This is a genomic window from Xanthomonas sp. NCPPB 3583, from assembly GCF_041475715.2.
GTDB lineage: Bacteria > Pseudomonadota > Gammaproteobacteria > Xanthomonadales > Xanthomonadaceae > Xanthomonas > Xanthomonas euvesicatoria.
Map to the genome: position 1 here is coordinate 52,193 of NZ_JCAQNY010000002.1, position 19,998 is coordinate 72,190.

20 protein-coding genes are annotated in these 19,998 nt (G+C 59.6%); 1 reads left to right on the forward strand and 19 read right to left on the reverse strand.

From position 1 onward, the window contains the following. The first annotated feature begins 27 nt into the window (after positions 1-27). Positions 28-1,734 carry an ATP-dependent helicase gene (locus ACCQ07_RS21640; protein WP_229006713.1) on the forward strand — a complete coding sequence of 569 codons (1,707 nt, stop codon included), beginning with the start codon at positions 28-30 and terminating at the stop codon, positions 1,732-1,734. 366 nt (positions 1,735-2,100) lie between these two features. Here the strand turns inward: ACCQ07_RS21640 and ACCQ07_RS21645 are convergent, their stop codons facing one another. The 19 genes from ACCQ07_RS21645 to ACCQ07_RS21735 all read right to left on the reverse strand — a co-directional run bounded on the left by ACCQ07_RS21645 (position 2,101) and on the right by ACCQ07_RS21735 (position 19,997). Beyond that, the gene (locus ACCQ07_RS21645) at positions 2,101-2,271 is read right to left on the reverse strand and encodes a hypothetical protein (RefSeq protein WP_372364256.1); all 171 of its coding nucleotides are present in this window, start codon (positions 2,269-2,271) and stop codon (positions 2,101-2,103) included. A gap of 410 nt (positions 2,272-2,681) precedes the next feature. After that, positions 2,682-3,503 carry a site-specific integrase gene (locus tag ACCQ07_RS21650; protein ID WP_372364257.1) on the reverse strand — a complete coding sequence of 274 codons (822 nt, stop codon included), beginning with the start codon at positions 3,501-3,503 and terminating at the stop codon, positions 2,682-2,684. A gap of 15 nt (positions 3,504-3,518) precedes the next feature. Beyond that, on the reverse strand, positions 3,519-4,166 hold the full coding sequence (locus tag ACCQ07_RS21655; protein ID WP_074052236.1) for an IncC plasmid conjugative DNA transfer DtrJ family protein: 648 nt from the start codon (positions 4,164-4,166) through the stop codon (positions 3,519-3,521). Next, on the reverse strand, positions 4,166-6,019 hold the full coding sequence (gene traD, locus ACCQ07_RS21660) for a conjugative transfer system coupling protein TraD (protein WP_372364258.1): 1,854 nt from the start codon (positions 6,017-6,019) through the stop codon (positions 4,166-4,168). The genes ACCQ07_RS21655 and traD overlap by 1 nt, the downstream gene beginning before the upstream one ends. Continuing rightward, complete coding sequence (gene mobH / locus ACCQ07_RS21665; RefSeq protein WP_372364259.1) at positions 6,016-8,649, reverse strand: MobH family relaxase; 2,634 nt, start codon at positions 8,647-8,649, stop codon at positions 6,016-6,018. Before mobH ends, traD begins: the two co-directional genes overlap by 4 nt. 347 nt (positions 8,650-8,996) lie before the next feature. Beyond that, a complete protein-coding gene (locus tag ACCQ07_RS21670; protein ID WP_372364260.1) occupies positions 8,997-10,238 on the reverse strand; it encodes a tetratricopeptide repeat protein in 1,242 nt (413 codons plus the stop codon). A gap of 100 nt (positions 10,239-10,338) precedes the next feature. Next, positions 10,339-12,306, reverse strand: a complete 1,968-nt coding sequence (locus ACCQ07_RS21675) for a helicase-related protein (RefSeq protein WP_372364261.1) — start codon at positions 12,304-12,306, stop codon at positions 10,339-10,341. 56 nt (positions 12,307-12,362) lie between these two features. Next, positions 12,363-12,803: a hypothetical protein gene (locus ACCQ07_RS21680; protein WP_372364263.1), complete on the reverse strand. Its 441-nt coding sequence runs from the start codon at positions 12,801-12,803 to the stop codon at positions 12,363-12,365. Positions 12,804-12,887: 84 nt separating this feature from the next. Next, positions 12,888-13,175, reverse strand: a complete 288-nt coding sequence (locus ACCQ07_RS21685; protein ID WP_372364265.1) for a hypothetical protein — start codon at positions 13,173-13,175, stop codon at positions 12,888-12,890. 9 nt (positions 13,176-13,184) lie between these two features. Then, the gene (locus ACCQ07_RS21690; protein ID WP_074052230.1) at positions 13,185-13,439 is read right to left on the reverse strand and encodes a hypothetical protein; all 255 of its coding nucleotides are present in this window, start codon (positions 13,437-13,439) and stop codon (positions 13,185-13,187) included. A gap of 229 nt (positions 13,440-13,668) precedes the next feature. Next, on the reverse strand, positions 13,669-13,977 hold the full coding sequence (locus ACCQ07_RS21695; protein WP_131828649.1) for a hypothetical protein: 309 nt from the start codon (positions 13,975-13,977) through the stop codon (positions 13,669-13,671). Positions 13,978-14,106: 129 nt separating this feature from the next. After that, complete coding sequence (locus tag ACCQ07_RS21700) at positions 14,107-14,388, reverse strand: hypothetical protein (protein WP_074052228.1); 282 nt, start codon at positions 14,386-14,388, stop codon at positions 14,107-14,109. Between the two features lie 334 nt (positions 14,389-14,722). Then, positions 14,723-15,271 (reverse strand): single-stranded DNA-binding protein, encoded by a 549-nt coding sequence (gene ssb, locus ACCQ07_RS21705; RefSeq protein ID WP_372364268.1) that lies wholly within the window; start codon positions 15,269-15,271, stop codon positions 14,723-14,725. A gap of 354 nt (positions 15,272-15,625) precedes the next feature. Continuing rightward, positions 15,626-16,396, reverse strand: a complete 771-nt coding sequence (locus ACCQ07_RS21710) for a PRTRC system ThiF family protein (protein ID WP_372364272.1) — start codon at positions 16,394-16,396, stop codon at positions 15,626-15,628. Then, on the reverse strand, positions 16,393-17,028 hold the full coding sequence (locus tag ACCQ07_RS21715) for a PRTRC system protein A (protein ID WP_131828650.1): 636 nt from the start codon (positions 17,026-17,028) through the stop codon (positions 16,393-16,395). The genes ACCQ07_RS21710 and ACCQ07_RS21715 overlap by 4 nt, the downstream gene beginning before the upstream one ends. After that, a complete protein-coding gene (locus tag ACCQ07_RS21720; protein ID WP_075668958.1) occupies positions 17,021-17,821 on the reverse strand; it encodes a PRTRC system protein B in 801 nt (266 codons plus the stop codon). Before ACCQ07_RS21720 ends, ACCQ07_RS21715 begins: the two co-directional genes overlap by 8 nt. Next, positions 17,805-19,049 (reverse strand): hypothetical protein, encoded by a 1,245-nt coding sequence (locus ACCQ07_RS21725; RefSeq protein ID WP_074052223.1) that lies wholly within the window; start codon positions 19,047-19,049, stop codon positions 17,805-17,807. The genes ACCQ07_RS21720 and ACCQ07_RS21725 overlap by 17 nt, the downstream gene beginning before the upstream one ends. 4 nt (positions 19,050-19,053) lie before the next feature. Further along, complete coding sequence (locus ACCQ07_RS21730; RefSeq protein WP_074052222.1) at positions 19,054-19,449, reverse strand: PRTRC system protein C; 396 nt, start codon at positions 19,447-19,449, stop codon at positions 19,054-19,056. Positions 19,450-19,460: 11 nt separating this feature from the next. Then, entirely contained in the window at positions 19,461-19,997 is a 537-nt protein-coding gene (locus tag ACCQ07_RS21735; RefSeq protein ID WP_046936661.1) for a hypothetical protein, read from the reverse strand. Position 19,998: the final 1 nt, after the last annotated feature.

Sequence of the window (19,998 nt, forward strand, 5' to 3'; positions counted from 1 at the left end):
CAAGCAGTCCGGGCCGCGGGGCACGCCATGATTTGTGCGTGCCCCGGTTCGGGCAAGACGACGGTCCTCAAGTTCCGGGCGTCCCATTTGCTCGAGCTCGACCCGGCCAGTCGTCTACTTGCCGTGACATTCACCTCCGCAGCCGCCGGCGAACTGGAGGAGCGCATCCGATCGCAGAATCCCAAACTAGGGGATCGCCTGGTATGCGGCACCTTCCACAGCCTGGCTAAGCGGCAACTCGAACGCTCTGGAAAGCGCGTCAATCTTAAAGCGCAGGCCGCTGGCGCCATCATGCGATCCGCCTATGCCGAGGTGGTAACGCAGACCAACATCTATCCCTTCGATGAGATCGCCTCGAAGGTCGAATACTTCAAAACCCACATCGATCACTCTTTTGGTTCACCACAGAATCAGATGGCTGAGGAGGTCTACCTCCGCTACCGCGAACTGATGGCCGAACGGGGCTTCCACGACTTCTCGGATCTGCTGCTGCTCGCTACGCGCGGCATGGCCAAGGGTGCTGGCCACCCAGATTTCGTTGTGCCGTACAAAGTTGACTACATGCTCGCTGACGAGTTCCAGGACACGGATGACATCCAGTTCAAGTGGATCGCCGAGCACATCAAGCACGGGGCCAAGGTCACGGTCGTTGGCGACGACGATCAGTCCATCTTTGGCTTCCGATTCGCTGGCGGCTACAAATGCATGACCGAGTTCCAGCAGCTCACTGATGCCCAGGTGGTGAATCTGGACACGACTTACCGCTGTGCAGCCGAGATCCTCGCGCCGGCATCCAAACTCATCGCCTACAACGCCGAGCGCTTGCACAAAAACTTGGTCACCGAAAACAAGGCACATGGACAGGTCCGCGTGCTTCGCTTTCCTGATCGTGGCGCCGAGAACACGGCGCTCACCGCTGCCATTCTGGACAATGGCGACTACGGCAACTGGGCAGTGCTGGCCCGAACCAACAGCCAGCTGGAGAAGGTAGAGCAGATCCTGCAAGAGAGCGGAATCCCTTCCACACGGTCCGGGCGCACGCCATTCTGGGAACTGGAAGTTCCTGCCCTGTTCCTTTCAGTGCTCAAATCACTTGCCGCTGGCGACATGGCCGGCTTTGACCAACTGTTGCGCCGCGGTGGCGTTGATGAAAGCGATCTGACGCGTATTACCAGCCGCGTTATGGCCTCGCGCCCAGGTGCTCTGCAGCGCTTCTTGAACGAGCCTGACGAGTCGGACTCACCCATGGTTAAACGGCTGGCCAGCGTGGTGCCTACGTGGGTGGAGATGGCCAAGGATCCAAGTCGTGTGGATCGGGTGTTCCTGGGACTCAATATGTTCATGAGCCGCAACATGTACAGCGCCCAAGCCAGTCGGGCCACCATCGAACGCAACAATCGACTACTCGCGTCTTGCGAGGGCAGCATAGCGCGCCTCTCGGGCACTCTTAAGCAGCGCCTGCAGCACATCCAGCGCCAAGCAGAAGGCACAGACGAAGATTCCGATGCGGTACGTCTGATGACCCTGCACGCCTCGAAGGGACTCGAATTCAAGCACGTTTGGATCGTCGGCTGCGAGCAGGGCGTCATCCCCTCCAATCAGTCGCCAGTCGAGGAGGAGCGACGGCTGTTCTACGTCGGAATGACGCGTGCCAAGCTCAATCTGTTCCTCAGCTATCAACGTAACTCCGACGCGCAGCCATCCGAGTTCCTGGCGGAAGCTGGCTTGATCTAGTGATCGTGCTGCAGGTCTGAGCTCGAAGGCAACCAAAGCTCGATCTTGCCGCGTTAGAGCTTTGCGAGTCTGCAAAGTTGGTGCAACCAGGTTCTCTGTGCTTGCATCCAGCGCCGGTACAAGCACCGCTGGACTGGCACGCATTCTTGCGATGCCTGACCGGTCGCTAGCGTTACCGCTCACCCGCATGGCACCTGAGCAACACCTGGTAGCTCAGATCCGCCGGCCAAGCCGGCCGACGGCGGCTTGGCCCATGTGTCAGGTCTGCATACTCACGCGAGGCACCGATAGTTGCTACTGAATGCTGAACTACGCTTGGTCTATGTGGAGAGCGAGATTCGTGCCGTCGCGTAGATCCTGACTCAATCACCGCGGATGTTCCCGGTACAGATGCAGGTCGACCAGCTGGCCGGCGCCGGCATCGAGCACCGCCACCTGCCCCTGGCTGCGCCCAGCGCAGTCGCGGTGGCCACGGCCAATGCGATCGCACCAGGTGCTGCAGCTGCCGGCCGCGTTGGCGACGTGGATCTCCTGCAAGTCGATACCGTCAGCCGTCGAGCTGGCCAGCGCCTACATCGAGCAAGGCCGGGCAGTGGCGGTAAGTGAACCGCCCTACCCCCAGCCGGGCGTGGCGACAGCGAGGCGGATCCGCCTTGGGCGTCATGCAGGTCGAACCGTTGGCGACCGCCAGTGCCGGCATCAAGCACGGAGCTCGGCATTCCCTTTGGCGCAGCTAATCGGACCCAGCGAGCCTTCGCGAAAGGCCGTCGCCTATTTCACGAATCAGTCGCATCAATGGTGACTCGTGCCACCAACAGTGCGGGGTCGCCTTACGACCTGTGTTGTGCTGGCGCAGTTGCGCAGCTTTCGGTGGCTCTTAGAATCATGGCAGTTGTCAAAAGCTAGCGCCATCAATTCTCCGCTGTAGCGCTTTCAGAAACGGCTGGTCAAGCTAATGCTTCATGTTGCACGCTCTGGCTGGCGGGACGTAGACGCTCCATGAGCGCACCTGCGGACGCCAAGCTTACCCCGAGGTTGGCAGAGAGCGCGTGCGCGTCGGCGCCGAGCTTCAGCAGGTGCGTTGCTGCAGTGCCTTTGAAGCGATTTAGTACAGGGGCATCGCCCGCATATCGGTTCCAGGTTGACGCGATGGAGGTTGGTGCCATCTGAAACACCCGCTCCGCGTCCTTGCACCTGCTAACGTGCTTGTTCATGGCGGTCAGCACGGGGTTTGTCAGGAAAACCGGCTGGGGGGAGTTGGCCACGTAAACCGGATGGATCAGGTCAGGGCTGTCCGTGTCGATCGACGCCTCGAACGCGCTCATGAAAGCGCCCATCGTTATCGATGTCAGGGTCGCAGGCTTGATGCCAGTCAGCAGAATGATGTGGCAGGCAACCCTGTAGTTCACCGGAAGCTTCGTCACCAGGGCGGCCACCTGATACGAAGACAGAGGGATCTCAAGGGACGTCCCAGCGATGAACGGCTCATACACCACAGCTTCTGCCGGCCACAGGTCAGCCCAGGCCATCGCCTGGTTGAGCATGTGAAAAGCGGCCGCGGCCGAATCTAGGGAGCGAAGTGCCGCGCCTTCGCGAAGCGTCCGCCGCGCATCCTCCTGTTTCAAGGTGCCACACAAGTGGCTCCCCAAAGTAGGATCTACAAGTGCGGAGAAAGCCTTTCGACGTGCGGCATGGGACACCGACTGCGCGTCCTGGTTGTACTTATTGAGCCAGCGGTGGAAGACTTCACGAACGGTCAGGTATTGCATGGTTCCTTCCATGTATCAGGCGCTCTTTGCGAACATCGTGATCGACAGCCAAAACGCACTCGCACCGAGCATGATCAATAGCGGTGTTAGTGCGGGATTAAGTGGGAGCGGAGCGAAGATGATTGCCACCGCCCCGACCAGAAATATCCACACCATCGACTTGGCCATGATGTGCATCGTTGGAGATGGAGTTGAGAAATTGGTCGACGCAATGCGTCGCTGCGTCAATGCATCGATGATGACCGGAACGAAGATCAGAACCCCGTAGGGCCACCACATCACCGTGACCGACAACCGCACCAGCAGCTGATACACCAGTAGCCACATCGTCCTCACACGACTTTCGACGTATTCCAAAGCTGGAGACACCGCCTTGGCTGCTGTGCTGGTGGTGTCTGAACCCTGCTCTGGCGTAACGACCCGGAGGGTGCCGAGGACCATACCGTTGTCGACGAAACCCGTTTTGTACCAGGCGTAAGCGCGCGACTCAGCATGGCCTGCAGGGCCGGCCCCAAGTACGCCATAGTTAAGTTGACGCTCCCGTTCCAGCATCTTGCTGACATAGCCTTCAGACGCGAACAAGGCGATGGCCGCCAGGTAGCACAAGCACCCGATGATGATGAATTTCCAGGTAGTGAGTGCCTCCTCGATGCGATGTGCCATTACGCACGCTCCTTCTCTGGCGTGGGCGTGGAGTCAAGCAGCGGAATTCGGCACTTGACCAGCTTGCCACCGGATATGCGGCCGAAGAATTCAAGGTTCGGCAGGCAGCCGAGCATCGCCGGCGCCACCAGCGGCACTTGGGTTTCCTTTATCGACTCGGTGATGCGGTATCCGAACTCACCTACCTTGGCAGTTCCGGTATCGGTGCCCTTTCCGTACTCGATGTGGCGCACCCATGTCTTGGGCAGCGACTCGGCAATGTACTCCTGCGTATTGCCATCGATCGTGCGTAGGACGATGACATTATTCAGGTTGCCCAGCACCATTCGCGCCTTCTCAGCCGAGCCCACTCGCGCTGCAAAGTCACCGAAGGTCTGCGTGGCGATGATCAGTCGAAGATTGGAACCGCCTGCCTTATTCAGCAGCTGGATCATCTTGTCGCTGACCAGCTCTGCTGCCTCGTCGATGATGAGGTTGACGGGCTTTGTGTCCGCTCCTTCACTGAAGTTGTAGCGATCGCCCGAAACCGCAGTCATGTCCGAAACAAACATGGAGCCGATTGCTGAGCCGACCATGTTGTCTGATAACGAGTCCAGGCCGATGTAACAGACTTGGCGGTTGCCGATGATGCGTGCAAAGTCGGTGATAGGACGCTCATCATCAACATCGTCCGGATCCGGGGAAAGTAGTCCACCCAGCGTGCCTGAGGTGAGCATGGTCAGCACGGGAACGAGCGAAGCCAGCATCTTCTGCTGGTGCGATGCGTCGTGGCTGAAGGTGCCCATAAGGCCTTCAAGGCCGGCATGCGGCTTCTTCTTCTGGATCACGTCACGGTAGTACTCGACGTAGACGTTGCAGATCGCCTTATCGTTCTTCTTGGCCTTGTCGAGGAATGGTTTGACCTCATCCCTCCATTCCGGATGGACGGTGGTGAAGTATTTCTCACAAGCCTGGCGCAGGAGCGTTTCCACGCCGGAGTCCACATAGCGCTTCAGCTTCACCAGGGTCGGCTTGCTGTGCACCATCAGCATGCCTTCGCAAATGTTGGTCAGCACGCCCATCGCATGTGCGGTGAAGGGATCATTACCGGTTTCGGACGGAATCAGTGCTGCAACGCGGGTGGCCAGTTCGGTGGCGCGGTTGAAGTTTTTCAGCGGGTCAATACGAGCTGAGTTCTCTGGGAACGCGGGGTGGAAGTAGACGAAGTCGTTTGGTCGGTTCGAATCCGCGCATGCATTACGCGCTGAGTCGCGCAGGCCCCTATCGCCCTTCGGGTCCCAGATGATCACGGATTCACCGCGGTCGACTGCCTGGGCGATGATCGAATCCAACGTACGGGACTTGCCGGCGCGGGTCGTGCCGATCAGCAGAATGTGGCCTGCGGTATGGTCCAGCGGCAGGAAAATTGGTCCCTCCTTCATCATGCCGATGCCGTGGATCCACGGCTGTCCCATCTGTTTCCTGTCGTCGAAGGTTAGCCGTGCTGGATCAGCGCGCTCGATTTGATGTGTCATCTGCGCCATGTCTTGCGCCCAGGTGAAGCCGAAGCCCAGGAACAGTTCTTGTGGATGGGACGCGCAAATATCGCGCAGCTCCCGCCGAGTCATAAAAGATAGGGTTTGACCACTCAGGTTCTTCTGCAAAGACCAAAGCTTTTTCGCTTTCAAGCCCCTGACTCCTGCCATGGCAAGGCACAGTCCCGAAACGACAATAAATATCCCAGGCGGAAAGGGGCTCACAGCCTGCACCAGAATTGTCAGGAAGGCTGCCACGGCCCAGGCCGCGATGGCGTAGAACTCGTAGATGGTCCGGAACGGATCTTCGTACCTGTAGACGTCTTTGAAGACACTCACGGATTGTTCTCCCTATAGATGCGATCGCGCACAAGCGTTGCCATCTCAGCGTCTTGCTGGGCGCTGTAGGCTGGGTTGATCCGCAGCTCCCAGCGCGCCGCAGCGGCGTTGGGGAACTGGGTGATGACAAACAGCGGGTTTGCCTTGTCAGCGCACTTGTTGTGGACGGCCGTGCGGCTGATACCGCGGTGTGCGCCAAGGAAGTCGGTTATGGTGACCTTGGTAAGCCGCTCGTCCAAGTCGACCAGATTGTCCAGAGTGTCTTCGGTGGGGGCGTGCCGATCCTTGAAGAAGCGGTAGACCGCATTTCGCAGCACAGCCGCCTGCTCTGGGTCGCCCGTGCCAGCGAAGGACATGGCCGTCCATTTGCCGATGTCGTCGGCTGTTAGATACGGACCGATGGTGGTGGGTGCCGACGCAGGTTCTTCCTTCTCCACAGGCGAGACGAACGCACTCGCTGCGACGAGCTGAAACACCTGGCTCATGTCCTCGTTGAGGCGAATGCATTCCACTGGGCGCGACGTGCGGGGATGCGTGATGGAGACGTTCACTCGCGCAGGTGTGGACGGGTCGCGCTCGATCCAACCGATCTCACTTAGTTCAGTGCGTAGCTCATACACGTCGGCGCCGAGACCTTCGAACACAAGGGGAAATTTGAGATTGACGCGCTCATCAAGCAGGAAGATGTGTTCGCCCAGGCGCAGCTTGTTAGCCTTCATTGCCGTGGCTATATCCTGCAGATAGATACCCATCGGACGCTTTGCGCTCAGCCACTCGTTGGCCTCTTCCTCGGTCGCCGGCGGCCAGTTTGAACGCATCAGTTCCCGTGCCTCTCGCATCTGTTCCGTGCGCGAATCCTTCTCTGTCGATCGATCGCGGAAGTACGGGTGGTCAGGGTCGTCGGCACCACTCGGGGCCTCTTTGATGGCCAGTTCGCCTGGTCCCGTGAGCTCCTGAGCAGGCGGTAGGACGGGATCAGAAGCGTCCCCACCAACTCGCTCTGGCACGGCAACGTCTTTAAGCATGTCAGCCGGGTAAAGGTGTGGGTAAGACGCGGCGTGCCCGTCCTGCGTTGCCTTCAGCTCCTGTGGCGGCACAGCTGGTGCCGAGGGCACGGTGTTCGATGTGCCGGCATCGGCAAGGCTCGGCTTGGCAGGAAGCTCGCCGCTGGCCAGGACGATCGGAGCCTGCTTCAGCTCTTCGACGTGGGCCTGGTCGGTCGCCTCCTCCTCAGCCTTCGTGGTCGCTGCAGCTGGCAAGGCGGGCGCGCTGACGGCTTTCTGTCCCGGGGCAGGCTCCCAGGTCACCTTGACCGGCGTCGGCATCACGGTCACCGAGGGGATGATTGTCTCGGTATGGAATCGGATGACCTGCAAGCGCTGCGAAAACTGCTTGCCACGGTCCTCTCCATCGATGGTGGCATGCCAGGTGTGCATGGCTCGGCCATCAGGGAGGATATTAGGTTGGGTGAAGCCGTAATCGGCCAGGATCTCCAGAACCTGCATCGAATCGTGCACGACTCCCTGCTCACCGCTATCGCGCAGCGACTGCACCATACGGTGGGTGATCTCCGGAAACACGGCAATGATTCCGTCATCTGTGTACCAGACCGGGTCGCCGACGCGGTTCAAGCGCCATTCGCCCGAAAGGATCTTGTCGTGAAGCGAACGCACAAGGCGCGATGCCACCGATCGCAGACCGCCCTGACCGGTTTGGGCCAGTCGCGAACGAGAAGCGAGGATGTCGCGGGAAACGCTGATCTGGTCCGCCAGCTTGATGATATCCACCAGCGGGTTGGAAGGATCATGCCGTGAGGTCATAGCGAGCAGCATTTCAGAGAACGGCTTCTGGCTGCCGGCTGCGGCAATCCATCGCAGAGTCTCCTCTGGCACGATCCGATAGATGGCGGCAGTGGTGAAGGCTTCATGCTTCGTCCCACGCGGCGCGTGACGCCATGTGATGAAGTAGTGCGGGAGCTTGTTTTCGGTCAGCCAGGCATGCAGTGCAAGGACGTGCGGATCCCATTGCAGCTTCCCGCTCTCATCGACAGCGCCGACGTCGAATAGCGGCTTACCGAGGTCGTGCATCAGGGCACCGAGAATGGCGCACATGCGATATCGAGGCTCAAGCGCCTTGCGCTGTGCCGGAGTGAAGTCCAAGGCGAAGACGGCCGCCTCGCAACGCCTCGCGGCGTGATAGCCGCATTCCAGGCCATGGCGTAGCAGACCTCCGATGTCCCAGTGATGGTGGTTCTCCGATGCCGGCAGCAGGTGCACAAATTCCGCGTAGCTACGTAGAACAGGACGCAGGTAGCGGTCGAAATCGCCGTAGCTGAAGCCCGATGCCTGGTGCAGCTTTTGCACCAGAGCGCCCTGCGTCTCCAGCAGCACGTCCGGCGGGGCCGATGGGACGGCCTCTTCGCGGTTTGGGTAAAAAGGAACGGGTTGGCCAGCGTAGGAGGGCCCCGCCGGCGGAACTTGAGCGCGATGCACGATCGCCGCGGTGTTGACCTGATGCGTGTCTGCAGGCGACGGCGGTGCCTCGCCAGTTTCTTCAGCCTGCGGCATCTTCTCTGCCGGCGCCGACGGTTCTGCCTTGGATATGCTGCCGAACAGCCTGCTTAACCACATGGATAGATCCTCGTTCCCATGCGATCGATTCTGGCTGCACGCGGGTGTAACGAATCCAAGAAATACCGGCCGTTTCTACCCCTTTTTTGACCTCTAAACGAGAAACCCCGCGCCGTGTTCCCTACGGCGCGGGGTTGATAAGGCCTCTCCATGGTCGGGGTTGGCATCCTGCCACCCACCAGATTCCGAGCTTCCTGCCCGTGTGCTGGTCGTACCGCTCCTTCGCGAAACCCTATTGCTGTCCTTGTGATCGCCTCCCTGACGAGGCGTGGGCGTCCTGCCCTTGAAATCAGTTAACCACGCTCAGCCGGCGACCAAAAATCGGTTTGGGGGAAACACGCTTGGCGCTAGACATGCTTGAAGTAGAAATCGGCCTCGATGATGCGCTCCATGTCCGACAGCTCCTGCGCGGCGCGCACGGAGCCGAGTTCAATGGCTTTCCGATACCAGGTACGGGCCCTGCTGGGATCCTTGCTCCGCCCGATGCCGTAGTTGTAGATCCGAGCGGCATTCTCGGCGGCTTCGGCATTGCCAAGCTGAGCCGACCGTTCAAAGAGATTGACGGCCTGCTGCATGTCCCTCGCTACGCCAGTTCCGTTGACGAACATTGCTGCGAGATTGTTGATCGCCCCTGCATGGTTGAGCTCGGAAGCCTTGCGAAACATCGGTATTGCAGTCTCATAGTCGCCGTTCATGGCGGCATCCAGCGCCTTGCGATTTAGGGTGGCTGCATCGACAAATTCCGAAGCGGGTACTTGCCTGGTCAGCATCTGCTCGCGCAGCGCCGTGATGGTCCTGTTGGATTCCTCCAGTTGCATACGAGCCAACTGCAGCTGCTCCATAGCTTGGTCAAGCTCACCCTGGAGGCCCTGCAGCTCCAGCGTCGCCGGCACCATCGGCACTGTGCCAACGGACGCAACCAGTACGGGCATAGGCTGTGCAGGCCGTGCCGTGAGTTCCAATGGGCGGGTGAGCGTCTTCAGTAGCGGGCGAGGCGCAGCCGCAAGGAATCCGCCGTCCTTGCGATATTCCGAAAAGGCGGCCTTCGTCGGTTTCGGGCGCCTAATTGCAGGCAATTCCAGGAGGGGGCGGCGAGCTTCCAGCGCTCTGGAACCTGCTTCATGCGAGGGTGGTGCCGCGGCGATTTCCGCCGTACGGCGCCCACCCAAGCCGGCGTTGGCGAAGTCCGTCAGCAGCTGCACGGCATCGGCGTTGCCCATGTGCGCTGCATGGGTGACCCGAAAGATGGACTGGCGAGCCAGCTGCTGGCGGCGATCTTCGTCCAGGTCATCTCTTAGCGCCTGACGCCCGTAGGCCAGGCCGAGATCCACCCGGCAAATTGGGTGCATCTGAGCGTCGCAAGAAGACAGCACGTCCAGAGCCTTGGCCTGCAGTTGGCGGTCGCCCGATTGCTGATATAGGGCGGCCAGCTTGGACGCGGCTACCGCATTGCCGCCCTTCGCTGATGCTTCAAGTCGCTCGAGGTCCGGATCTGCGGCATCCTCGGTTCGATGGGTGTGGTCGGCGGCCAGCGCAGAGCCGGCGCCCAAGGAGGCGATCACCGCCAGGGAGAGGATTCGCAGTTTCAAGGAGTCGAGCCACGGTTTGGGGACGTGGTGGACTGTAGTGGGCGTGCGATGTAACGAACCCGCGGATGAGCATGCGGAATGCCCCCCTTTTCCGACTCCTTCAGGCAGCTTCGGGCATCCGCCGGGTGTAGATCGGCAGGACCAAACTGAAGTCCGCCATACTGAGTTTGCGCCCGATCAAGAACACGAAGTCGGCGCCGGACTGGCGATTGCTGCCGCTGCCCAAATCGCCGGCGCCGCGCAGCTCCAGGTCACGGGCGGCGATCTTAAAGCCGTCCGAAGTAGAGCAGAAAAATTCCAGCCTATCCTGCTGCTCAGCCTTGAGCTTGTCGCCACAAAGCAGCTCGCAGTGTCCCTCCCCGCCCTTGCGAGCCACGCGCCCACGCAACTGGTGCAGGGTGGCCAGGCCGTATCGAGTTGGGTCCACAATGACGATTCGGTAGAGCTTAGGCAGGTTCAGCCCCACCTCGACGACGGTCGTGGTGACTAGCACCTTGATGCGATCTTCGGCAAAGGCATTGAGCGTGTCCACCTTCTCCTCCGTCGTGTTGTCGGAGGTGATGGACGCGACCTGATTGCCGAACTTGGCCTGCCAGCCGGGGAGCGCACCTTCAACCGTATGCATGGGGTTGGTTTCCTCGCGCGCGTTCGCTCCCTCAATGCCATCGACGTCATCCAGGTTTTTCCGTGGGTAGACAACCAGCACGCGCCCCCCGTTCTTCAGATCACTAGAAAGCAAGTTGAACAGATCGCGTCGGCCTTCCTGCCCGATGTGCAGATGCGTGTAGATGGTCTTCGGAGCAAATGTCTGCCGCAACTCAACAGTCTCGTACAGGCCGATGCGAACAAGTGCCTCCGTGCGGGGGATGCAGGTAGCAGTGAACTCGAACAGGTGCGTATGTCGCCCGACCTTTTTCTCGCGCTGCTCACGACTGAAGCGATGCTGCTCGTCGACGAGAACTGCGTCCACCTTTGAAAGCCTGCGGGTGAGCAACGCAGTTGTTCCGATCAGGATCGACGCATCGAGGTTCACCGTCGCATCGCTGTCGCCGATCACCAGGCTCATTTCGATGTCGGGCGCCCATTGCTTGAAGTCCTCCATCATCTGGACGGCAAGCTGCGAGTTGGGAAAGAGGCACATGGAACGCCCCCCCTGATCGGCGATGCCCGCGGCGACCATGAAGATGCACAGGCTCTTTCCAGTTCCGACATCACCCAAGGTCATCACTCGCGCAGGCTTCTTACCAGCCAAAGCAGCCCGGTAAACCATGAGCGCGTTGGTCTGGTCGTCCGTTAGCGAGATGCCGGCAGATCGTAATCGGTCCTCTACTGTCGGAATGCGGAAAGGATTGGAAACTGCTTTCGGCCCACCGGCCTTTGCCCGATGCAATCCGGCAAGCGCATCCAGACGCGTCAGCGCGGAGATGCTGTGCTCCCAGTATTCAGGCGTTCGCGGGCGGTGTGCTTGCTGAAAGAGTGTGCTCAGATTCCAGCTAGGGCACCCGACTTCTTCCAGCAGCTCATGGATGGCTCCCAGGGGAGCGAGATGCTCGACCAAGCGATCACACGCTCCAGGAATGCCCTCTTCTAGGTACTGGTGAATCAGTCGGCGAAGATCCGAGCCCGGCAAGCCTTTCGGACGGCCCTTGTAGTTGGGCCGAAGTTTTCCGTACCACTCCTTCTCGATGCTCTCCTTCACCAGTACGGTCAGGGTCTCATTCCACCAACGAGCCTTGGCCATGGCACAAATCACCAAGCCTTGCTTCAGGCTATCCATCCATGCCTGCAGGTCGCCGCTGAACTGGGCTTGATACTGGCCGCGCTCGCGGTCCTCAACAGTCGCCTTGACCATCAGGAACGGGCGGTTGGTGACGGTTGGTGCAGATACCAGCCTAAGCACGATCGGCTCGAACGCTTCTGTGCTCAACGCGAGCGCTGAACTGTGCTGAGTCCGCAGGTCGTCTATGGACTCAGGGAGGTATATGGCCGTCTGCCAACGGTCTTCCACGCCTAGCGTGGCCAGCTGGCCGACGCGTAAGAAGACATTGTTGGATTTGGAGGGTGCCATTACTACAACTTAGCCATCATTACGCGTGGGTGTTGGTGGCGCAGGAATTCTGCACTTCAGTCATCGTCCCACTTAGCTTCCGGCGCGGGGTCGTAACTCGACCTGGCGATCAACCCCTTCTCCCGCATTCTAGCCACGAATGGCGCGCCGTCACCTACAAGGTGATCGCCCAGTCCGCTCTTGTTCCCATCGCTTTCACCGGCCGTGATCCTGGTGTCCCAGAGTTCGATTACGGTCTCCAGAACCTTCTGGCCGATGCCACACCGACGATAGCCATCCTGTGCATCGAGATACTGCCAGGTCAGGTGGTGCCAGTGCGAATCGTCACCAACTTCGATCATTACAAAGTGGAAGGCTCCGATTGGAGCCCCCTGCACGTCGAACACATCGACTCTGTCCATGTCGTCGTCAGGAACGATGTAAATCTTGCGCCCGTCTCGAAGCTCCACCAAGTCATCAGCATCTAGCGTGCTGGTATCGACGTGTTTAGGGTACATAGATGCTCCGTTGACTTGACAGATCCATTGTAAAACGTGTCGCACAAAAAAAAGCCCCCGAGAATCGGGGGCCTTTGGGTTGAGTCAACCATGGATCATGCAGGGGTCGCCACGTGCTTCCTTGCAAAGCTCGCAGTTTTCCATCTGTTCGAGCTCGAACGCGAAGTCCTGGCCGGACACCCAGCTTGCATTGAGGTCGGGAGCACCAGTGAACAACAATGGTGCTTCCAATCGATCGGCGAAGTACTGCTGGTAGCCGAAGGAGAATGCATCCTCCAAGGTAAGCTGAAGAGCGTCGAGGCCGTCGTCGCGACCGGCCAAGATTGCAATTTCAGCTTTCGCATGTGCGACACGGATGTTAAGTGGGTTCATGTGCGTCCATTAATGAGCGTGGATGGTTCCGTTTCGGACAGATAGCTGCACCTCAGAGTTGCGGAGCGCAGCCACACAAAGGGCCAGTTCGACGTCTTCGTCGATGAAGAAGGCGGTGTGCTGAGCCAGCGCATCGCACAGGGCGTCCGTGACGGTCAGTCCGGTGCCATGAGTGACGCTAAGGGTTCGCTCGCGCTCTTTGTTGAACAAGACGATGTCGATGCCGCCGTTGCGAGATGAAACCAGGGCAACGAGGCTGTTCATGGCCAAAGCTCCCTATCAGGTTCGGTGCGAAACGGATCGTTGAAGGCAGGGTCATCGGCAACCGATCCCGCTTCAAGCTCGCAGTCCGAATCGGACGCTACTGCAACCACTCCTGCTGACGCTATGTTGGGATACATGTGTGTGCTCTCTTATGGAAAAGGGAGCACCCCTGCAGGGAATGCTCCCCTGGTGGGTAGTTGAACCGGCGATCGCGACGGCTGTATGCCTGCTAGTGGACCGATTCGTGCGTGGTGCGTTCACCAACCATCAAACGCTCCACGAATGGGGCGAGCGTATCGGCGACGATCATGCGGGCTTCGGCCGCGGTTGCAGCGATGTGCGGAGACGGAAGCTCAATGATTGTTTCATTGCCCCTACTGTCGATGCGCTTGGCAATCAGGACAATCTGATAGCCGTGATTGCAATGACGCACGGCCAGGTTGAGGCTGGTGGTGAAGACGGAATTGCCGACGCGGTGCATCGTCCCGAAGAAAGGAATGGACTTGGCTGCAACCGGGGTTTGATCAGAGTTGGACATGCGTTGATTCCTGTGCTGTGCCGAGCAAGTGAGTTGCTCTGTCGGTGGCACATTCCGGCAGAGAGCCGGTCGGACGCATGTCTCCCCTATGGGTGACATGGCACCCAGCCGGGATGTTGAAGCGTGATCTCAGTCAGTTATTCCCACAGCGATCATCGCCGCAGAGCATTGGGCGAAATGAAAGCGGCGGGAGGTTTCAACGAACTTGGGGCTCAGATATGCCTGGGCAAATGCCAAGGCACTTTTCCAGATGCGGGAGCACTGTTCCTCCGTTGCGCCCGCACAAATGCACTGGTCACGACGTAGATGAGCGACCTGCGTTACCTCGCCATCAAATACCAACTGGAAAGCAAGATTCATCAATAAGGACGACAGGTCTTGAGGACCTTCTTCCAGTTCGGAAGGGAACATGAGCGAACTCCGGTGATATGGGTTCGCCCAGTCGGGGAACCCCGAGTGGGAAAGTAAGCGTAGATGGTGCGTTGGGGGAGGCGCACAGACCTCGTAGCAGGCACTGCCTGGTATTGCCAGCAATGTTCAAGGCGATACCGATGCTTGTCAACGTTCCTAATAGCCCATTTTTAACGGAACAACTTTTTGCGTGTTCAACACCTCCATGTGTGGCGGCTACGCCGCGGCACGCATCTACTGGTAGGACGAAAAATACCGTTTGACAGAGATAAAAAGCGGGCGCAAGATTGCACCCGCATCGCCAATAAAGTCAATAAAATCAATGACTTATCCCCTAGAACGGTATGTCATCATCCGCAAAATCGTCCATCGGCGGCGCCGACTGCTGCTGCGGCGGCTGCTGCTGCCGACGCGGGGCGTAACTCTGTCCGCCGCCCTGTCCGGCGCGCTGCCCGTCACCGCGATTACTGCCACCGCCACCGCCTTGCTGCTGTCGCGGCGCCTGTGCGCGCTGCGGGCGGTCGCCGCTACCGCCACCACTGCTGTCACCACGACCGCCGACCATCTGCATCTCATTGGCCACAATGTCTGTGGTGTACTTCTCCACGCCATCCTGACCGGTGTATTTGTCGTAGCGTAGCTCGCCCTCGACGTACACCTGCGAGCCCTTGCGCAGGTATTCGCCGGCGATCTCGCCCAACTTGCCGAAGAACACCACGCGGTGCCACTCGGTGCGCTCCTGATTGTTGCCCTCGCGGTCCTTGCGCATGCTGGTGGTCGCCAGGCTCACGCGGGTGATCGCCATGCCGGCCTGGGTGTACTTCGTGTCGGGATCATTGCCAAGATTTCCGACGAGGATGACTTTATTGATTCCGCGGGCCATTTCTTTGCCTACTCGCTTAGATGGGTTTGCACCCTGATATACAACGTTCGGCTACTGGCCTACTTGTCGTCCCTATAGCCGTGATGTGACCCGCAGAGCCCACGGCGGCTGCCTGCGGGGGTCGAGGTGACGATTACGCTCTCTCCTCTTGAATCCATGATGCAGGCTTTCAATTCGTACACTTGCAGCAACAGATTTCTTGCAAAACGAGCTACGGTTAGCAGTGATTGGCGTCTATCGGTGGATAGCTCGCGTTGGACGATGGTCCTTTTGAATGCATCACCGCGCAAGACAGGTTGGAGGGTCTTTCCCTGGTCGATATGAGACACAGGCTGTCCTTGCCTCGCAGCCACATCACACTGCGCGTCGCGCCTTCTTGGGCGCATAGCCGTAAAAGGCCCACGTCTCTGCATCAATGGGCATGGTGTTGAGCGAAAGCGGCTTCATTCGCATCTGGACACCGTGGTAGTCCAGTTCGCCCTCGCGCAGGAGGCTCCAGAGCATGCCGATGCCTTTCATCGCGATCTCGCGATTGATGGGCCACGGCTGCCGGCGTAGCGCCTCATCTGCCGAGCAGGACGGCCGTTCCGCATCCACTCGCTGCATCTGCGCCAGTTCCGGGTACAGGTCCACGACGTTGGGAATCCGGGTAGCTACCTTGCGCGATAGGTGTCCAAGCACACACTGGGCTTCCGCATTGCCATTGCCGAAATCCAGCCAGAGCGCATTGGTGGTCGAGGACGCATTGTCCTTAGAGAAGGCCGCGCGGAACATGGCCAGGTCCGTACAGGTAATTACAAGATCGACACCGCCAGGGCGTATCGGTCCCTTTTCCGTCTTGTAACCCCAATCGAAGCCATAAAAAGCGTTGATGCGGTGGGTAAGCACCAACGCCTTGTAGTTCCCAACGTCCGCGTGCGTGAAGCGCTGACGGCCGATGTTGGAACGGCTAACCCGGTCCGGATCGAACACTGTGACCTTGAAGCCAGGATGGCCCAACTGCTTCATGCAGGCATCTAGGGAAGCAAGCTGGTCGATGACCTGAGAGCCTGTGCCGCCGGCGCCGTATACAAATGTGCGGATCGGGTCATCGAGCCAAGAGGCCGGAATTTGCAGCTTGTTCATGGCAGCTCGCCGTGCTTGAAGAAGTCCTGCAAGTTCAACAGATACGGCGACATGCACATGCGGGCACAGGTTTTCAACGACTCCAGACTGTCGCAGTTACCTGCCACCATTGCGATGTACGGGCCCATGCGGGACATATCCGAAGCATCGTCCGTCGCGGAGAAGAACGCGGGATGAGAACCGTGCGAGTGAAAGTCGTAGACCAGCAGGTCGTCTTGCGACTCGTCCCGATACGTGACGTGGGCTTTGCTCGCGCTTTCAATCACCGGCTGCCCTAGCTCGTACTGTCTTTCGGTCGGGTTCCAATGAATCAGCGCTGCGGTTTCGTTGCTGCCTGCCTGCACTGCCAAGTTAAGGCATTTGCTTAGCAGTTCACGCGGCACCGGCCCATTGATAGCGGTGATGAACTGGCGAGCAGTTCCAAAGGTCGTGTCGAGCTTGGACACCCGAAAGCACACATGCAACGCGAGGGAGCGATGCTCCAGGTAGGTGCCGTTGCTCGCGACGACCCAACGCCGGCCGGGCGCGGATAGCGGAGTCATGGTTTCGCCCGGTGGCACGCACACTAGCGGGCACGCCAGAATGATGGCCAGCTGCTGCTGGGTCGCGGCGTGAGTTGCCAATTCAATCACCGACGTTCTCCCCAAGGACCAGGCTGCTCATCCATTCGGAGAGAGTCATCTTCAACGGGGTCAGGTGCTCGCTCGGGAAGGCGTCCATCACGCCGTCACGCGCGGCCCAGTACGTCATGGGGTCAGGGTTAGCCTGATGCCCCATGCTCTTACCCTTACCCTTGGGCTTGGGTACAGTGATCGTCTTGCCGTGGTTGCCATGAGTGAACGCACTCTCGTAGAAGGATGCCTTCCATGCGGGGATTTCGCTGGGGGTGCAGCCCATCGGCAGTACAGCCGTTCCGGTGCAGACCATGGTCTTGGCCCATACGTTGCCGGTCGGGCAGTGGAAGACCAGGCTGTCATCGCTCGGCCACTGGTCATCCCTCAAAGCCACCACATAGAGCTGGCGGTTACGCGCATGGAACACCAGAGTAGGCCAGCGAGCCAGCACCGTCTTTGCATCGCTTCCGGTGCGAAGCACCATTGGCTCCACCACGGATGGTTGCAGCCAAGTCGTGCTTGCGCCGTCGGTATGCAGAACGTTCTGCGGCATCACGCGCACCCTGCTGCTACCGTCATCGGCTTCGCGGCCCATCAGCACAGCAACGATACTGGCCTCTTGCTCAGGCGTCATGGGTCGGCCTGGCCCAATTCGCGGAGTTCCTCGGTGGCTATCGACTGTATGAGCGGTGGTAAGAACCAGCCTCCCCCGTCGTTGATAGAACAGAATCGCATGGGTGGGCGCCACGCTGTTCTGCTTCATGTAGTTCTTCAGGGATTCTGCATCTGGGGTGTCAATCAGGTGACTCATCTATGAAGATCCGCGCCATGGCCGTTGCGACCGATGTAGCCATTACAGCAAGTTCCAATGCGGCGAGATGGGGGCGCTTAGTTCTTGCCGAACGCGCGATGCTCAGGATCTCTGCCGGGCAGTATTCAGCCCCGTATTGCTGGATCGTGTCGTTAAAGTTATTCCAGAAGCCTATGGGGACGACAAATAGGTCACAGGTGAAGTACTCGCCATCGACCACCTCTCGCTCATCGGCGCGCTTGCCCTGCGCCAGCCCGGAATACAGGTCGTATAGCCTCTGGATCAGTGCGGCGTTGGGACCGGAGGGCGAAGCAAGCCATTTCTCCAGATTTCCATCGCCAATCTTCCACGGATCGGCCACAACGTAGTGGCGCAGATCGCCGTTTAACCGCTCAATTGCATCGTCCAGTGCGTCACCCTCATCCTCCAACACGCCGTAATACTCCATTACCGCATCAAGGACGTTGCTCGGCAGGTCCGTCGATACCGGACCTTGCGGCACATGCACCCGCACGTCTCGCAGAACTTCGTCCAGCATTACGTCAACGACGGAAAGGACATCATCTGGGGGAACAACGAACCAATTTCCGCTGCGATCATTAATTCCTCGAACCACACAGCACAGGGCCGACATTTCCTCTTTAGACTCAGGGTCTGCGAAAACCACAAAAGGCGAATCGGCGTTGGAAATGATGACCTTTCCCGTGTTCGCCGAGACCTCCCAGCTCTCACCGTCCTGTCCGCAAAGCGTCTTTGCCATTGCGAGCGGCGATACGTGAAACGGGCTGTAGTCACTCCGCGTCATAGGCAACTTTGCGCTCGCGGCCTCGGCCACCCTGTCGATGCCCAGCATCACTAGGCGAAGGATCGTTTCGCCCGCATTGCTCTGGCTTGCACCAGCAAGGTCGGCGTTCTTTACATGCCCAGCCGCGTGCAACTCCTTCACCAGAGGAGTCAAGTTGCCCAGGTTCTCGGCCGAGAGGTGCGTTGTATTGCCGATTGTCGGCTCGGGGACCACGCCCTCCATCCGGCACTGGTACAGGTGTGGGAGCAAGACCGAGGCAACACCAGCCTCACCGCCATGCATCGCGTCATTCGCCTGCTTGGGCGAGACCTTACCGCGCCGCACGGCCTCGCCCAGCCGCTTAGCGGCCAACGCACGCAGTTGGCTGGTGGGCTGAACCTGATGACGCGCATGCCTCTTGGTGAGCAGGGGGAGCGATTGCATGGTGTTAGGCCATCGGGATGAGGAGACTGTCGATGAGGGGATTGGTCTTGGCCGAGGCGCATTGCTGCGTCATCACCGCGATGGCGTTCCACCTTGCGGGTTGGCCAATGTCTACCGTGACCGTTTCACTGGCCCATGCCAGGATCTCATCCAGCGAAGCCCGAACCTGGGGCGCGGCCTTTCTACGCCCGCCTTTGGTCTGGACGGTCGGCTTCTGGACCGGATAGATGAGCAAATCACCTTCCACCACCGGCTCGCCAAGTCCAGCTGATTGCAAGAAGGCGTAGGACTTGACGTGCAGTCGCAGCGCTTCCAGCGGCGGGAGGGACGGGTCGGGGTCCGCGAGGGTTGTGACGCCAAAGCGGAAGCGGCGCTCCAGGGTCGATGCAGTTGTGGTCATTGCGTAGTTCCTCAGAACAGTTCAAAGCTGGCGGTGGAGGGCGACGGTGCCGCCGGGGTGGCGCTCGGCGTGGCCACCGGGGTGTCGCCGGAATCGTCGCCGTTGGCCGCGTCATCATCGCCCTCGTCATCGGTCGTACCGGCGGCGCTGGCCGGCGTGGCTGCCTTTGGTGTGGTCTTGGCCGAGATTGCCTTGCTCGCAGGCTTGGCTGCCGTCTTTTCCGCCGCTTTGGCGCGTGCGGCAGCAGCGGCGTCCTCGATGCGCTGTTGGTGTTCAGCCAACTGGTCGCTCAGGGCCGAGTACGCCGGCGCGAGCTTGGTCAGGGTTTCGAGGAGGGCGGCGTCGGTAGCGTCACGCTCGGCCGTCACGCGAACCGGGTGCACCAGGGCCGCCTGCAACGTGGCGACCACTTCGTCATTGGTGTCCGGGTCGAACTTCGCCAGATGCGGCTCGATGACGATCTGGATTTGACCGTTAACCTCTCTCAAGGTCAGCGACAGCGAGGAGCCATGCTTGAGCAGCGGCAGGACGTTGGCGATGAAGGACATT

Bases quoted from the DNA above. Each gene is read 5' to 3' on its own strand.
- ACCQ07_RS21640 (WP_229006713.1), top strand. From the start codon at position 28: ATGATTTGTGCGTGCCCCGGTTCGGGCAAGACGACGGTCCTCAAGTTC.
- ACCQ07_RS21650 (WP_372364257.1), bottom strand. From the start codon at position 3,503: ATGCAATACCTGACCGTTCGTGAAGTCTTCCACCGCTGGCTCAATAAG.
- ACCQ07_RS21655 (WP_074052236.1), bottom strand. From the start codon at position 4,166: ATGGCACATCGCATCGAGGAGGCACTCACTACCTGGAAATTCATCATC.
- mobH (WP_372364259.1), bottom strand. From the start codon at position 8,649: ATGTGGTTAAGCAGGCTGTTCGGCAGCATATCCAAGGCAGAACCGTCG.
- ACCQ07_RS21675 (WP_372364261.1), bottom strand. From the start codon at position 12,306: ATGGCACCCTCCAAATCCAACAATGTCTTCTTACGCGTCGGCCAGCTG.
- ACCQ07_RS21680 (WP_372364263.1), bottom strand. From the start codon at position 12,803: ATGTACCCTAAACACGTCGATACCAGCACGCTAGATGCTGATGACTTG.
- ACCQ07_RS21685 (WP_372364265.1), bottom strand. From the start codon at position 13,175: ATGAACCCACTTAACATCCGTGTCGCACATGCGAAAGCTGAAATTGCA.
- ACCQ07_RS21690 (WP_074052230.1), bottom strand. From the start codon at position 13,439: ATGAACAGCCTCGTTGCCCTGGTTTCATCTCGCAACGGCGGCATCGAC.
- ACCQ07_RS21695 (WP_131828649.1), bottom strand. From the start codon at position 13,977: ATGTCCAACTCTGATCAAACCCCGGTTGCAGCCAAGTCCATTCCTTTC.
- ACCQ07_RS21700 (WP_074052228.1), bottom strand. From the start codon at position 14,388: ATGTTCCCTTCCGAACTGGAAGAAGGTCCTCAAGACCTGTCGTCCTTA.
- ssb (WP_372364268.1), bottom strand. From the start codon at position 15,271: ATGGCCCGCGGAATCAATAAAGTCATCCTCGTCGGAAATCTTGGCAAT.
- ACCQ07_RS21710 (WP_372364272.1), bottom strand. From the start codon at position 16,396: ATGAACAAGCTGCAAATTCCGGCCTCTTGGCTCGATGACCCGATCCGC.
- ACCQ07_RS21720 (WP_075668958.1), bottom strand. From the start codon at position 17,821: ATGAGTCACCTGATTGACACCCCAGATGCAGAATCCCTGAAGAACTAC.
- ACCQ07_RS21725 (WP_074052223.1), bottom strand. From the start codon at position 19,049: ATGCAATCGCTCCCCCTGCTCACCAAGAGGCATGCGCGTCATCAGGTT.
- ACCQ07_RS21730 (WP_074052222.1), bottom strand. From the start codon at position 19,449: ATGACCACAACTGCATCGACCCTGGAGCGCCGCTTCCGCTTTGGCGTC.
- ACCQ07_RS21735 (WP_046936661.1), bottom strand. From the start codon at position 19,997: ATGTCCTTCATCGCCAACGTCCTGCCGCTGCTCAAGCATGGCTCCTCG.